Source organism: Exiguobacterium sp. s57 (genome assembly GCF_018617685.1).
Classification (GTDB): domain Bacteria; phylum Bacillota; class Bacilli; order Exiguobacteriales; family Exiguobacteriaceae; genus Exiguobacterium; species Exiguobacterium marinum.
Genome location: NZ_JACSKR010000002.1, coordinates 186773 through 202014, shown reverse-complemented (window position 1 = coordinate 202014; position 15242 = coordinate 186773). Strand labels below are relative to the sequence as shown.

Here is a 15242-nt window from a genome sequence, read left to right as displayed (position 1 = left end):
TTCTTAACCGATTGGAATATGAGGAAAGAATCCGCTATCATAAAAGAACAACAGTTGCAGGAAGGGGATGACCCGATGGAATCCTTACTTACGAAAATTGATTTAGCAAAAGACGATATGACAGCGGTTGAAAAGAAAATTGCGGACTACATTTTGTCGCATTCAACGCTCATTCCAAATATGACCACGAAAGAGCTTGCCCAAAAGACGGATGTGTCTGAGGCGAGTATCGTTCGCTTCGCTAGAGTAATCGGGATTGATAGTTTTAAAGCATTTAAACTCGCGCTCGTGAAAGACCTGGCCGTCACGGAGACGACATTGACAGATTTCAATGTCCTTCAGCAAAAAGATACCCCGTACGACTCGTTTCAAAAAGTCATTCACGTCAATAAAGCGGCGATCGAAGCATGCGCCGAAGCGATGGACAAACGAGAACTCGAGCATGCGGTGGATTTGTTCGCACGTGCAAACCGTGTCATCTTTTATGGCGTCGGCGGATCTTCGACTGCGGCGATTGATGCGCAATATAAGTTTACGAAACTGGGATATGCAGCCATGACATCACCGGATTTTCATTATATGTTGTCGCTGATTCCGCATTTAGGAAAATCAGACGTGTTCGTCGCCATCAGCACGTCGGGACGTACGAAAGATGTGCTCGAACTTGTTCGTTTCGCCAAGAAGAAACGTGTGCCCGTCATCGCCATCACGAACTTGGACAAGTCACCACTTTATCGGGAAGCGGACGTGCGACTTTGCACACCGAATGTCGAGAGCGACTTCCGAATCGCGAGCATCGCCTCACGGATGACGCAGTTGACGATTGTCGATACGTTATACATGGGTCTCCTTCACCGTAAGGGAGAAGGGTTGATCGATCGCTATGCGGAAGCACGAGATGAGATGGTGAAGTTGCGCCGATGATTCGACTATATACGGCTGAAGATCGTCAAGAGTTGGAAGACTTTTTGATGAGCCAACGTACATTCGCAAGATTGAATGAACAGACAATCGAGATGTTTCGTGACGAGAACGTGGCGGATTTTGAAGAAGAAGGGACAATGAGCCTGATTTTTCGCGAAGGAGAGCGAATCATAGCAATCGCAGACCTCTTAAAAAAACACCCGGTAGATGGCTCGCTTTGGCTCGGTTTGTTCGTCGTCGATGAGTCGCTTCACGGGACAGGTCTGGCGCAAACGTTGTATGAACAGTTGGAAAATCAATATATGCGTCCATATCAAACAGAGTTTCGGTTAGGAGTGCTTCCTCATAATGAGAGAGCCCGCCGATTTTGGGAACGGAACGGCTATGAATACGAAAAGGATTCGGTCACGAATAAAGACGTGCGCGTTCACGTCCTGAAGAAACAACTCATTCGATTGGAGTGAGTTTTCTTTTGAATCTCATTTGAAATTAAATTTCATAAAAATTAAATTATAAATTGACTTTAAGTTTCAATATAGTACGATGAAATCATAGAGAAGAAAGGATGGTGGCGATGCTAGATAAATTGGCTACAGAAAGACGGAATGAACGAACGATGCAACTGGACGAGATGTCGATTGAGGAACGATTGACGATTATGAATGCAGAGGATCAAAAAGTCCCTCAAGTGATTCAAGAACAACTCCCGGTCATCGCGCAAGTTGTAGAGCAGGTCATCGCTTCCTTTCGTAAAGGCGGTCGCTTGATTTACATCGGAGCGGGTACGAGTGGGCGACTCGGTATTTTAGACGCTGCAGAGTGTGTGCCGACGTTCGGTGTGTCACCGAACCAAGTCATCGGACTGATTGCAGGTGGCGAACGTGCGCTCGTTAAAGCCGTCGAGGGAGCAGAAGACAGTAAGGAATTGGCGGTTCAAGATTTGAAAGCGCTTCAATTGTCAGCGGACGATACGGTCATTGGGATTGCGGCGAGTGGTCGGACACCATACGTGGTCGGGGGTCTCGACTACGCACGTGAAATCGGTGCGATAACGGCTGCGATTTCATGCAATCGCGATGCCGTCATCAGCCGACATGCGAATTATCCGATTGAAGTGGAGACCGGACCGGAAGTGTTGACAGGTTCGACGAGATTGAAGGCAGGAACGGCTCAAAAACTTGTCCTCAACATGATATCGACGACGTCGATGATTGGAGTAGGGAAAGTGTATCAAAACTTGATGGTCGACGTGAAGCCGACGAATGAAAAGCTAGAAATGCGTGCCAAGAGGATGATTGCAGAAGCGACAGGGGTCGACATGGAGACGGCCGCGCGTTATTTTGTGTCATCCAAAGGCCACGTCAAAACAGCAATCGTCATGATTTTAGCGGACGTCTCTTATGAAGAGGCTATCAAACGATTAGAGAGTGCGAACGGATTCGTCCGTGAGGCGCTATAAGGGGGAATTCAAGGTGAAGAAAGAAGAGGTATTAGCACGGGACATCCTCGCACATGTCGGGGGTAAAGAGAACATCCGTCAACTCGCGCACTGTATGACACGTGTAAGGTTGACGTTGAAAGATGCGACGAAAGCAGATCTTGACGCATTGAAGAGGATTGACGGCGTCATGGGAGTCATCGATGATGAGACGTTGCAGATTGTTGTCGGTCCGGGTACCGTCAATCGGGTCGCGGACTATATGAGCCATGAAACGGGATTAGCGATTGGGGAAGAGTCGGTGGATGCGAACTTAACGTTAGAGGAACGTGCGGCTGTTGAACGCCAGAAGGTGAAGGAGAAGCAAAAGTCACCGTTCAAACGATTCCTTCGTCGCCTCGGAAACATCTTCATTCCGCTCATTCCTGGACTTGTCGCTTCGGGGATTATTAACGGTGCGGCGAACTTCGCTGTCAATGCCGGTGTCGACCGAACAGAGACGTGGATGCAAATTCTGCTCGTGCTCGGGAGTACAGTTTTTGCGTACTTGGCCATCCTTGTCGGGTGGAATACAGCAAAAGAGTTTGGGGGAACGCCGGTACTCGGGGCAATTGCCGGGGGAATTCTATTCAACCCGCTCCTCGCGGATATCGTTATTTATGGGGAACCACTCGTTGTCGGGCGTGGAGGGCTGTTCGGTGTTATTTTTGCCGGTTGGCTCATGACTTATATCGAGAAGCACATTCGTCGCTTCATGCCGGTATCGATTGATATTATCTTTACACCACTCTTTACTGTCCTAATCGTTGGATTTACTGCCCTTTATGCCATCATGCCAGTCGCAGGATTATTATCAGACGGCATCATGCGAGGCATCAATGCGACGCTTGAAGTCGGGGGGCCGGTAGCGGGAGCAGTACTTGCCGGATTCTTCTTACCACTCGTCATGGTCGGGTTACACCACGGATTGACGCCGATTCATTTGGAACTGTTGAATACGGTCGGGACGACAGCACTCCTTCCGATATTGGCGATGGCCGGTGCGGGTCAAGTCGGTGCAGCACTTGCGATCTTTGTGAAGACACGCAACCCGCGCCTGCGTAATATTATCAAAGGAGCCATCCCGGTCGGGTTCCTCGGAATCGGCGAACCACTTCTTTACGGGGTTACGCTCCCGCTCGGACGTCCCTTCTTGACGGCGTGTCTCGGGGCCGCGGTCGGTGGGGCATTCCAAGCGACCATGCAGACAGCGGCGCTCGGAATTGGTGTATCCGGTCTATCGCTCACACCATTGATTGATAACGGCATGTATTTGACGTACATTGCAGGACTATTGATTTCATATACGGCAGGCTTTTTATTCACGTATTTCTTCGGCTTTAAAGAAGAGATGGCGGACGGGATCTAATAAACAAAGATGGCTCAGAAGCGAGTCATCTTTTTCTCTACTTTTGGTAAGGAGTGATAGGTATGAGAGGGATTTCAATTTACTTGAGCGAGGAACTGTCACCTGAATTAATTGATTGGATGGAACGTATGCGAGAGGTAGGGTTTACGAGCATCTTCACGTCGCTTCATATTCCAGAAGACGACCCGACAACCTATACGGAACGACTCCAGCAGTTAGGTGCGTTGGCAAGACGCCTCGATATGGAACTCGTAGCAGATATTGCCCCGCCTTCTTTACAGGCGCTCGGCAAGGACTGGGACGATGCGCATATGCTTTTAGATTGGGGCATCACGGGATTACGAGTCGATTATGGCGTTACGCCGAAACAAGTCGCTGCTTTATCGAAACAGATGATGGTTGCATTGAATGCGAGTACGCTCACAGAAAAAGAACTCGAAGAGATGCTTCGGCACGGATTACAACGAGAACGCGTAGAAGCGTGGCATAATTTTTATCCTCGTCCGGAAACAGGGCTCGAGCGTACGTGGTTTGATGAAAAAAACCTTTGGCTCCGGTCAAAAGGAATCAAGATACAAGCGTTCATCCCGGGAGAAGAGCGGTTGCGTGGTCCCCTTCATGAGACGTTACCGACACTCGAAGCGCATCGTTACAAGTCTCCTTTTTCGTGTTATGTCGATTTGCAAACGACAGTCGATCGGATCTTGATTGGCGACCCGTATGTATCAGATACGACGATGCGACAGTTTCAGGCGTACGATGAGGGAATCATCGTCCTTCGAGCGACTGCACGGGATCGTGATGATTCTCTTCCGACCCGTCACACGAATCGGATGGACCCTGCCCGTGATGTCCTTCGTTCCGTTGAGTCTCGTGCTTACGGCAGACCCGGAAATCAACGGATTCGACCGCGATACACAGAAGAAAGGCTGAGTGGTAGTATCACGATCGACAATGAACGTTACGGTCGATATGCAGGAGAATTACAAGTGACGAAGCAGAATTTATCGGCAGATGAACGAGTCAATGTCATCGGAAGAGTCATCGAAGAAGACCGTTCACTGATTCAACAAATCGGTCCAGGCGGACGCTTTCAAATCGACTGGGTGTGAGTCATGATTGCCACAATCCTATATCATTGTGTACAGTAGAGAGGGAGGGTGGAACATGAAAGACATTAATTTTAATATTATTTCAGACGATGCAACGGACGGGCATGGTGGTTTTGGTGTCGGTTCGCTTAGTTTAAATAACATGTCCCCGGTGATTATCGATGTCGAGACGGGCACAGCGACAATCGACATGGGCGCAATGCATGCGAAGTCTGCCATTGAGAAACGCATTAAGTTTTTGACGGACCGGGAGGCGGTACCGAACGGGAAACTGTACTGGATTGTGTGGGTCACAGTCGGTCGAAAACCAGAAGGCTTTTACTACGGTGGAATTGCAGCATGTGATATGTTGGTTGACTTAGAAGCGAGACGCGGCTATAAATTATTGCCATATCACGTCAATCAGATGGACAAGTCGTTGAAGGGTCGGATTTTAATCGAGATGATGGACGCTCCGTCCCGAGACGTATTAGCAAATTTCTTACAGGAACATCGCCCCGAGATTTGGGAACAGTCGACTGAACTTCATGCAGAGCTCGAGCGCTTAAGCGCTGAGTAAAAAGATTGGACGAATTTTCGTCTCCAATCTTTTTTGTTTCGACTTTTTGGTATTAAAAGGGAATTTTGTAACTGAAGAGATATTCATTTGTAATTGTATGAAAATTCAGTATTATGATATACTGACTACATTGTGAAAAAAAGAAAGGGTGATACGATGAGCGAAACGAAAAAAATCTTAATCGGTCTCGCGCTAGGTGTTGTAGTTGGTCTAGGATTGGCGGGATTGCCGGATAATATTTATGAAACTGTGAATCCATATATTTTATCTCCGGTTGGAACGATTTTCTTGAATTTGATTAAAATGTTAGTCGTACCGATTGTCTTCTTCTCGATTATTTTAGGTGTCATGGGTCTCGGGGATCCGAAAGAGTTAGGCCGAGTCGGGACGAAATCGATTTTATTCTTTTTGACGACGACAGCACTCGCCATCATGTTAGCGATGGGTGTCGCATCTGTCTTACAGCCAGGGGAGCGTGGGGACTTCCAAACAACAGGTCTTGAATTTGAATCAACAGCGACCGAGGAATCGTCAAATATCGTACAGACATTCGTCAATATGATTCCGACAAATCCGATTACGGCACTCGCTGAAGGAAACATGCTTCAAATCATCGTCTTTGCGGCATTGATTGGATTTGCATTAATTGCTCTCGGGGATAAGGCGAAGACGTGGCGTCAATTCATCAAACAAGGTGATCGTATCATGATGTATTTGATTCATCTTGTCATGAAGCTCGCACCATACGGCGCTTTCGCATTGATTGCTTCTGCGATTGGAGGCATCGGTCTCGATGCGGTCGTTGCGATGGCATGGTATATGATTGCCGTCGTCTTGACGCTATTCTTACATGCAACCATTGTATACGGAGCAGCCGTTTACTTCATCGGGAAGATGAGTCCTGTATTCTTCTTCAAAAACTTCTATGAAGCGATGACGTTCGCCTTCTCGACGTCTTCATCAAACGCGACCCTTCCTGTTTCTATGGAAGTGGCACAAAGAAAACTTGGTGTCCCGCGTTCAATTTCTTCATTCGTGCAACCACTCGGGGCAACGGTCAACATGGACGGGACGGCAATCATGCAAGGGGTTGCGACGATTTTCATCGCACAAGTATTTGCTTCTGATTTAACGATGACTCAGTTGTTGACGGTCGTCATCACAGCGGTCCTCGCATCCATCGGGACAGCAGGTGTGCCAGGAGTCGGGCTCGTCATGCTTGCCCTCGTCCTTCAGTCGGTCAACTTACCGGTAGAGGGAATCGCCCTCATTATCGGGGTCGACCGTATTCTCGATATGCTTCGCACATCAGTCAACATCACGGGGGATGCGGCATGTGCGGTCGTCGTTTCGAAATTGGAAGAAAAACATTTACCACCAGTCGACGAAGACTCGTGGGATGAAACAGGCGCAACGTCTTCTTCATCACTATGATATAGTGAAGGACCATGACGACATGTCATGGTCCTTATTTTGTGCATAGAAAGAGTGATCGTTATGGAATGGGAATTGCTCCCGCTCCCTTTATTTTTGATTATCAGTATTTTACTGAATAGTGTGATCGCGGTCGCCGGTGTCCTACCGAGTGCTTTTCTAACAGCCATCAATATTAGCGTCCTCGGTCTCGTACCGGGTATTTTCGTATCGATTATCGGGGAGGCGATCGGCGCCATCGTGAGCTTCATTCTTTACCGAAAAGCACTACACCGTTATACATCCCCGAGTGGTAGCAGATTTCGACGCCTCCGAGAGTCTGGTGGAGCCGAAGCATGGTTTCTCGTTCTCGGGATGCGTTTCATGCCGTTCGTCCCGTCTGGTCTTGTTACGTTATCGGCAGCGTTCAGTCGTATGACACTCACATCGTTCGCGGTCGCGAGTACGATTGGAAAAGTGCCCGCTTTGATCATCGAAGGACTTGCCGTGACAGCTGCGATGCAGTTGACAATCGGATGGCAATTATTCCTCGTCGGACTCGTTGCCGTTTCATACCTCGTTTGGCGAATGCGTCAAAGGAGTGGCGAAAAGATATGACAAAACGCCTCGACGAAACGTTTCCTCGTCGTCTTTTTTCGTAACATGGTCCAGTCAATCAAAATCGATTCTTCAAAATCCTTTAAAAAGGTGTCGTGAAGCTCTTGTATGGATGTCGTATCGAATTGGGCAATCGTCATCTCATGGTTGAGAAACATGCTTCGAAAATCAAAGTTGGCCGATCCGACAAGGGCAACCTTGCCATCAATTAGAAGCGTTTTCGCATGGATGAAATGTCGATTATATTTATAAATTTTAATGTTTCGCTTAATCAGCTGTTCGAAATAATATTCGGAAGCATGAAAACTGAACCATTCATCGCCTTTCCCCGGTACGACGATTCTTACATCAATCCCGCTACGACCGGCGACCTCGAGAATCGCCAACAGTTCAGGTGGTGGAACGAGATAAGGGGTCGTGAGCCAGATGGACTCTTTAGCCTCCATGAGCAAGCGCATGAGTCCATCACGAATCGTGACATCTTTCCCGGGTGACGTGACGAGAAGTTGCGTCGCGCCGTTTTGTCCTTTCGGTTCATTCACAAAATACCGAGATAGATGTTCTTCGTCTGCGAACAAGTCCCATGTCTCATCCATCGTACCTTGACCCGCATATAACCAATTCTCAACGAAGAGCTGTTGGAGTTCTCGGACGAGTGGTCCCTCAAGGTGTAAATGGGTATCTCGCCAAAAGCCTAGCTTCTCATTTTTACCGAGATATTCGTCTCCTACGTTTAATCCACCGGTCAAAGCGATTTGACCGTCCACGACAATCAGTTTTTGGTGATTTCGGAAGTTCGCGTTGAAGACGAGATAAGGGTGCAAGACCGGGTCGAACGCCTGGACGTGAACGCGTGATTCACGTAACGGTTGAATGAAGTCTTCTCCGATTTCTTGACTACCGAGTCCGTCATACAAAAAACGAACGGTCACGTCTTCATTTGATTTTTGGATGAGTGCATCTCGGACTTTCAAAGAAATCTCATCCGTTCGAAATAGATAGTACTGAATATGAATATGATCTGTTGCATTGTTGATGACTTCTAACAAAGTCTCAAATTTCGATTCACCATTGACGAGAAGCTTCGTCGAGGTATGTCCGTTCGCACCGGTCGCACCTAACTTTTCGAGTGTTCGTGTCAACGGATAGGCGGACACGATCTCAGGTGAGGTCTCAATTTTTTCGCTCTCGATTGCTTGTCTTAGCATCCGAATTTCAGATGACGTCCGTTTAAAGCGTCGATGACGACGTGGAGTGCGTCCGAACATGACCCACGCCAACACACCGATGAACGGGATGAAGAACACGGTAAGTAACCAGGCGAGCTTTCCTTGGGGCTGTACTTGGTCAAATAGAATCTGCCAACCGACGACAAGCGGTGCGACGATGGCGATGCCGATTAAAACAGGTATAAGGATATCCAGCCAAAAAAAGAGACTGACTAGCAAAATGACACTGATGACCATAATCATCAATTGGATGACACGACGTTTCAAACGAAACACCACCTTTCCAGAAACGATGAAAACGAGGGGATGCATCCCCTCGTTTTTAGTACACGCTGTTCAGAACAGCGTTGATTTCATCCGCGTAACGGACAAAGAAGTACACATTCACTGCGAGAGAGAACAAGACGAGGAAGAGACCGAACTGTGCTTTTGTCCGATTCCGATTCCAGTAATAGAAGACGGACAATAACACGGCTAGTCCGACGAATAGAGCGATGACTTCAACGATTCCCCAGACGATATCTTTGGATAAAAACATGTCGACGATTGTCATGACGACATAAACGAAGACGACAATCCCCATAATCACGACTAAAATAGCTAGAATAATGCTAATCCAATCTGAGCTAACTGCGTCAATTAGGTTTTCAATGGCCATTTCGTATTCGCTCACAACCGTTCCTCCTTTCGAGAGACTGCATAACTATTCATCTATTCCCCTTTTTCCTATTTCTAAAATCAAGCTTTCACTGGAGAGTGCATAAATGACGGCAATGGAATTTTGGAAACGATTGCTACGACCGCAAATATATAAAGCCAACTATTCGGTGGGAAAAAAAGTACGAGTAGTACGATAATCGCCAACGGTTGTCGCATAGCTGTCGCAAGTAAGGCACTCGTCGTGAGGACGACGGAAAACGTCATATCAATCTCAAATAAGAGGCTGAAAAAATAGCCAAGGGTGAACGAAGAAAAAAGAAGTGGGTATATATGACCGCCACGCCAACCGGTAGCTAGGCAGAATGCCGTAAAGAGCAGTTTTAACACACTGTAAAGGAGAAGTGTGTATAGCGGGATGAGTTGCCACTCATCTACGTACTCAAGGATTGTTTCTTCACCAGAGAAGAGTAAGTCTGGATAGAGGAGAGCCATTCCCCCGATTCCGATGCCGCCAAGCGTAGTGAGCAATAAAATAGGAATGTTTGAAAAAAGTCGCATTAATGTATGTTCACTGACTAAGTAGAGCCATCCGAGAATCATACCGCCAAGGACAATCAATAAAATTGACCAATCGATTTGGACGCTTTCAATCGCTGGGAATTTAATGATAAACGGTGGGCGTTCGTCGAGTTGATTGAGTAGATAGAACGTTCCGATTCCAGCGAGTGTAGCAAGAAGGTTCAGCATCGGTTGTTTCTTTCGCTCAGTTTCCTCAGCCGCAATCGCGCCGAAGAGTGGCGCGTTGAAGACAATCCCGAGAACGACCGCATGACCGACTTCTTGTAATTCACCTAATTCTTGGCGCACGTAGCGGATGCGCTCTGAGAACCATGTCGTGAGCCCCCCGACGATGCCGACGAGTGCCGCTTCAGGTCCTAAACTTGCCCCTCCGATGAGGACGAGTAAAGCGGTCAATGTCGTGAACCCGATCAAGCGGTAGTCAATACGGCCGGTCCCTTTCCGTTCTTCTAGTACTTCTGGCATGAGGCGCGGCATCCGACCATAACGGTGTTGCAAAAGACCGATCAACACCCCGGCGAGGACCGGGACGAGGAATAGATACAACCGAACATCAAATTGTTCAGGGACCGTATGCCATACAAAATGAATCCCTTTATAGACGACGGATAAGAAGAGCCAACTCACTAAGCCGATGATAATTCCGAGTACAATCGCATAGCCACTGACAATCCATGATTTCATCTACATACTCACCTCTTTCGCCCGCATCAATCTTCTATAATTATGCTATCTCCTGAACACCTCTGACCGAAACCTAAAAATTAATGAAATAAAGAGGAAGGAATGGGCGGCAGGCATTTACTCATCATAGAAAAACGAAAAAGAGTGCAGGGTTTCGACAAGGTCGATGCCTACACTCCTCGTTAAGAAGTTTACTTATGCAATTTCAAAGGTGTGCTTATTCGCAGGTGCCGGTTTTCCAAAGAAATACCCTTGTGCCAAATCGAATCCGAGCTCACGACAGACATCTGCCTCCTCTAGACGTTCTATGCCCTCGGCAAGAAGCGTGATTCCCATCGAATTGGTCAAAGCTCGTACTTTTTTGAGGAAGGACCGCTTCTCGGCATCTTCATCACAAAATGAAATATAAGAGCGGTCGATTTTGACATAGTCTGGTTCGAGTCGTTTCAACATATCGATGGTAGAGAAACCTGCACCGACATCATCTAATGCGACTTTCATCCCCCGTTGTTTATACGTTGAAAAAACGTGTTGAAGATGATCGACGTCATGTACTTTCTCCGTCTCTACGACTTCGAATATAAAGCGGTCTGGGCTGAGTCCATATCGATCGATGATATCGAACGTATGTTGTAAACAATAGTCCGGATTATAAATCGTCGATGGTAAAAAGTTGATAAACGTCTTTTGATGTGGAGCTACGGCTTCGAACGTCGCTTTAATCGCCTCGGCGCGAGCACGTTGATCGAGCTTCGAATGCAACCCAAACCGGTTGGCCGTTCGGAATAGGTCACCGGGTGAAATAGAAGCACCACTACGGAGAAGTGCCTCATACCCGAACGTTTCCTTAGAATCGAGGAAGATAATCGGTTGAAGGTGGCTCTCAAACGTTCCGTGCTGAATTTGATCAATGATATGACGATGCGCGAGTTGATCGCGTAACACCTCGACCTCGAGTGGAGGCGTTTGACTGTTCGATTGATTGTCGACACAGTATACGGTACCCTCAACGTGCATCAGAAGTGCATCTAATTCTTCGAATGATGTATAAGAATATTCTTTCGTTTTTGTGATGAGTTCCCCTTGAGAAATTAAAGGAACCGTTGTGTTACAGGAAGCACAGGGTGACCACATAGTATTCCACCTTTCCATTCAAAATTAGTTCATTCAGTATATCGGCTACGTCTCACAAAAAACTCACATTCAAGATACATTTCGCAAAAAAATCGTGCAAAATGGGTACAGGTTTTGTATACTTCCTATCGTATGAATAAGAAGCGCCTCAAAACGCCACTCGCATACGAACAACTTTTTGAACAGAAAGGGGTTCTATCGATGGACCAAAAATTAAAATTATGGTTTACGGAGCACCAAACAGAAGATTACGGAATCACGTTCCGTGTAAACCACGTTTATGAGAGCGAACAAACGGAGTTTCAACGACTAGAAATGGTCGAAACGGACGAGTTCGGAACGATGTTGTTACTTGACGGGATGGTCATGACGACGGATAAGGACGAATTCGTCTATCACGAGATGGTCGCACACGTCCCACTCTTTACACACCCGAATCCGAAACATGTACTGGTTGTCGGTGGGGGAGACGGCGGTGTTATTCGTGAAATTATGAAACACCCATCAGTGGAAAAAGCTGTTCTCGTTGATATCGACGGAAAAGTCATTGAATATTCGAAGAAATACTTACCAAATATCGCAGGGGAACTGGATAACCCTCGCGTGGAAGTCATCGTCGGTGACGGGTTCATGCATATCGCTAAGTCTGAAAACGAGTACGACGTCATCATGGTCGACTCGACAGAACCGGTCGGACCAGCAGCGAACCTCTTCACAAAAGGGTTCTATGCAGGGATTTCGAAGGCGCTCAAAGAGGATGGCATCTTTGTCGCACAAACGGATAACCCATGGTTCACGCCAGAACTCATCCAAACGGTTCAACGTGACGTGAAGGAAATCTTCCCGATTACGAAATTGTACACGGCAAATGTTCCAACGTACCCGAGCGGCATGTGGACGTTCACAATCGGTTCGAAGAAGTACGACCCTGAACAAGTATCAGCGGAGCGTTTCCATGACATCGAAACAAAATACTATACACCGAAGCTTCATAATGCAGCATTCGTCCTTCCAAAATTCGTGGAGGATTTGACAAAATGATCAAACGTTTCGATGAAGCATACTCAGGTAAAGTGTTTATCGCCAGTCTCCCAGAGGTGACAGAGGCGAAGACCGTTCTTTACGGGATGCCGATGGACTGGACGGTTAGTTTCCGTCCGGGCTCGCGTTTCGGTCCGAACCGGATTCGTGAAGTGTCGATCGGCCTTGAAGAATACAGCCCGTATTTAGACGGTGACTTGGCTGATGCTGCGGTGTACGACGCAGGAGACATCCCACTTCCGTTCGGGAACGCACCAAAGTCGCTCGACCTCATCGAAGCATTCGTCAAAGATGTCGTCAAGGCGGGCAAGTTCCCACTCGGAATGGGTGGCGAACACCTCGTCACATGGCCGATTATCAAAGCGATGCACGACGTATATGGTGACGACTTCGTCATCATCCACTTGGATGCGCATACGGACCTTCGGGATGAGTATGAAGGCGAGCCACTCTCGCACTCGACCCCACTTAAAAAGGCGGCAAACTTGATTGGACCATCGAACTGTTACTCGTTCGGGATTCGTTCAGGGATGAAAGAAGAGTTCGAATGGGCACGTGAAGTTGGCTACAATATGCACCAGTTTGAGGTGATCGAGCCACTCAAGCGCGTCTTGCCGACACTCGCTGGGAAAAAAGTATATGTCACCATCGATATCGATGTCTTAGATCCATCGGCAGCACCAGGTACGGGCACACAAGAAATCGGTGGCATCTCGACGAAAGAATTGTTAGAAGCGGTACACGCCATCGCAAATGCGGACCTCGACATCATCGGAGCGGACCTTGTCGAAGTATCACCGGCATATGATCAGTCGGATATGACGGCCATCGCGGCGGCTAAGATTCTTCGCGAGATGATGATTGGATTCGTGAAGTAAATGCGGAAAAAAGGTCAGCTGGAAATGGAACTGAGCGCCCGCATCACCCAATGGGAGAAAGAATACCTGGGTCGCGGATCATTGACGTGTAAGGCAGACCTGCTTCGAGACCTCGCCATCGTCACACTCCAAGGGGTGTTGACGCCGGCCGAGTATGATTTGGCCACCAAGTCGTCAGGTCGCGAACAATTAAAGAAATACCGCAACAATCTTGTCGAAGCGGGACGCACTCAACTCGAGTCCATCGTCGAGCAAGTACTTGGTCGCTCGATCGTCTCTCTCCATACGGACATCAGTACGAAAACGGGAGAGCGTCTGATTGTGTTTCGTTTGGACGCGCCTTGGGATCAAACCGATTGACAACGGGAACATGACTTTTTAAAATGAGAGTCAGAGACGTATATAGGAGCGACTGGACGAGTCATCATGAAGCGTGCTGTTCGAAATCTTGTTACGGAGCTACTGACCAATTTAATAACCGACAGTTGTCGGCCTGACGGAGCGATTGTTCGAGCCGTCGGCATACAGCGCACGCCTATTTAGGTGTGCGCTTTTTTGTCGCCAAGGAGGAAGACGTATGGAATTGTTTTTATTTTTATTGACGAGCGCCCCGGTGCTTCTGTTTGTGACGGGGGTCATCGCCGCAGTCGGAAAATCAAATCTCAAGATTCCCGATTCGCTGAGCACGACGCTAAACATTTACTTACTACTCGCCATTGGGCTAAAGGGTGGCATGGGACTCGCCTCGGTATCTTTTGAGGAGATTGCGTTACCGCTGACCGTGACGCTTTTGATTGGAATTTCACTGCCGATTCTCGCGTTTTTCGTCGGAGGAATGCTCAACTTTTCATTCCATGAACGAATTGCGATGGCTGCGACGTTCGGTTCCGTTTCACTCGTGACATATGTGGCTGCATCGACGCAACTTGAGCGACTCGGGATTGGATATGAGCCGTTCATGACGACACTGGTCGTTGTCCTCGAAATCCCAGGTTTGATTGTAGCGTTACTGCTATATAATCAGATACAAGTTTTGGGCATCACGGCGACATCCAGCAAAACAAACTCATTGTCTGTGCTACGGGATAGCTTATTCTCAAAGAGTATTCTGTTGATGCTTGCAGGTCTTGTCGTAGGACTCGTGACACCAGACGCAACTCCGCTCAAGCCATTCTTTGTAGACTTGTTTCCAGGGGTGTTGCTCCTCTTTTTATTAGGGTTAGGCGTCAAAGTCGGACAACAGTTAAAGACGGTGTCGACGTACGGACTGAAGTTCGTCATCATGGGAATACTCTTCCCGTTGATTGGAGCACTTGTCGGCTTTGTCGCAGCAGGAGTCGCTGGTCTGTCCGATGGAGGGACGATTCTTCTGATGACACTTGCGGCGAGTGGGTCATACATTGCTGCTCCAGCGATGCTGCAAGCCTCGGTCCCAGAAGCGAAACCATCCTTCTATTTGACCTTGTCTCTCGCGATCACCTTCCCGTTCAACTTATTAATCGGAATACCAATGTATATCGCAATCGTCACATGAAAAAGCGCTGACTTATTAGTCGGCGCTTTTT

16 protein-coding genes are annotated in these 15242 nt (G+C 47.8%); 12 read left to right on the top strand and 4 right to left on the bottom strand.

The window, feature by feature from the left end:
• Nucleotides 1–75 precede the first annotated feature (75 nt).
• The 8 genes from KNO98_RS07385 (at nt 76) to KNO98_RS07350 (ending at nt 7472) form a co-directional block, all read left to right on the top strand.
• Nucleotides 76–924: a MurR/RpiR family transcriptional regulator gene (locus tag KNO98_RS07385; RefSeq protein WP_214700250.1), complete on the top strand. Its 849-nt coding sequence runs from the start codon at nt 76–78 to the stop codon at nt 922–924.
• On the top strand, nt 921–1388 hold the full coding sequence (locus tag KNO98_RS07380) for a GNAT family N-acetyltransferase (protein ID WP_214700248.1): 468 nt from the start codon (nt 921–923) through the stop codon (nt 1386–1388). Before KNO98_RS07385 ends, KNO98_RS07380 begins: the two co-directional genes overlap by 4 nt.
• A gap of 101 nt (nt 1389–1489) precedes the next feature.
• Nucleotides 1490–2383: an N-acetylmuramic acid 6-phosphate etherase gene (gene murQ / locus KNO98_RS07375; protein ID WP_214700246.1), complete on the top strand. Its 894-nt coding sequence runs from the start codon at nt 1490–1492 to the stop codon at nt 2381–2383.
• A gap of 13 nt (nt 2384–2396) precedes the next feature.
• Nucleotides 2397–3770 (top strand): PTS transporter subunit EIIC, encoded by a 1374-nt coding sequence (locus tag KNO98_RS07370; RefSeq protein WP_214700244.1) that lies wholly within the window; start codon nt 2397–2399, stop codon nt 3768–3770.
• Between the two features lie 62 nt (nt 3771–3832).
• Nucleotides 3833–4882: a DUF871 domain-containing protein gene (locus KNO98_RS07365; RefSeq protein WP_214700243.1), complete on the top strand. Its 1050-nt coding sequence runs from the start codon at nt 3833–3835 to the stop codon at nt 4880–4882.
• Between the two features lie 55 nt (nt 4883–4937).
• Nucleotides 4938–5441 (top strand): YwhD family protein, encoded by a 504-nt coding sequence (locus tag KNO98_RS07360; RefSeq protein WP_214700241.1) that lies wholly within the window; start codon nt 4938–4940, stop codon nt 5439–5441.
• A 156-nt stretch (nt 5442–5597) separates the two neighbouring features.
• Nucleotides 5598–6875, top strand: coding sequence for a dicarboxylate/amino acid:cation symporter (locus KNO98_RS07355; RefSeq protein ID WP_214700239.1), 1278 nt, complete (start codon nt 5598–5600; stop codon nt 6873–6875).
• Nucleotides 6876–6938: 63 nt separating this feature from the next.
• Nucleotides 6939–7472 carry a TVP38/TMEM64 family protein gene (locus KNO98_RS07350; RefSeq protein WP_251129990.1) on the top strand — a complete coding sequence of 178 codons (534 nt, stop codon included), beginning with the start codon at nt 6939–6941 and terminating at the stop codon, nt 7470–7472.
• On the opposite strand, the gene cls is transcribed toward KNO98_RS07350, so the two are convergent.
• The 4 genes from cls to KNO98_RS07330 all read right to left on the bottom strand — a co-directional run bounded on the left by cls (nt 7448) and on the right by KNO98_RS07330 (nt 11758).
• A complete protein-coding gene (gene cls / locus KNO98_RS07345; protein ID WP_371742769.1) occupies nt 7448–8977 on the bottom strand; it encodes a cardiolipin synthase in 1530 nt (509 codons plus the stop codon). The two genes, KNO98_RS07350 and cls, sit on opposite strands and share 25 nt — an antisense overlap.
• Nucleotides 8978–9023: 46 nt before the next feature.
• Entirely contained in the window at nt 9024–9374 is a 351-nt protein-coding gene (locus tag KNO98_RS07340) for a hypothetical protein (RefSeq protein ID WP_026825034.1), read from the bottom strand.
• Between the two features lie 65 nt (nt 9375–9439).
• The gene (locus KNO98_RS07335; protein ID WP_214700235.1) at nt 9440–10624 is read right to left on the bottom strand and encodes a chloride channel protein; all 1185 of its coding nucleotides are present in this window, start codon (nt 10622–10624) and stop codon (nt 9440–9442) included.
• 195 nt (nt 10625–10819) lie between these two features.
• Complete coding sequence (locus KNO98_RS07330; RefSeq protein WP_214700233.1) at nt 10820–11758, bottom strand: EAL domain-containing protein; 939 nt, start codon at nt 11756–11758, stop codon at nt 10820–10822.
• 201 nt (nt 11759–11959) lie between these two features.
• On the opposite strand from KNO98_RS07330, the gene speE reads away from it, so the two are divergent.
• The 4 genes from speE (at nt 11960) to KNO98_RS07310 (ending at nt 15211) form a co-directional block, all read left to right on the top strand.
• Nucleotides 11960–12799, top strand: a complete 840-nt coding sequence (speE, locus tag KNO98_RS07325) for a polyamine aminopropyltransferase (RefSeq protein WP_012727429.1) — start codon at nt 11960–11962, stop codon at nt 12797–12799.
• Entirely contained in the window at nt 12796–13677 is an 882-nt protein-coding gene (gene speB / locus KNO98_RS07320; RefSeq protein WP_214694652.1) for an agmatinase, read from the top strand. The genes speE and speB overlap by 4 nt, the downstream gene beginning before the upstream one ends.
• A complete protein-coding gene (locus KNO98_RS07315) occupies nt 13678–14037 on the top strand; it encodes a Na-translocating system protein MpsC family protein (RefSeq protein WP_026825038.1) in 360 nt (119 codons plus the stop codon).
• 217 nt (nt 14038–14254) lie between these two features.
• The gene (locus KNO98_RS07310) at nt 14255–15211 is read left to right on the top strand and encodes a sodium-dependent bicarbonate transport family permease (protein WP_214700231.1); all 957 of its coding nucleotides are present in this window, start codon (nt 14255–14257) and stop codon (nt 15209–15211) included.
• Nucleotides 15212–15242 lie beyond the last annotated feature (31 nt).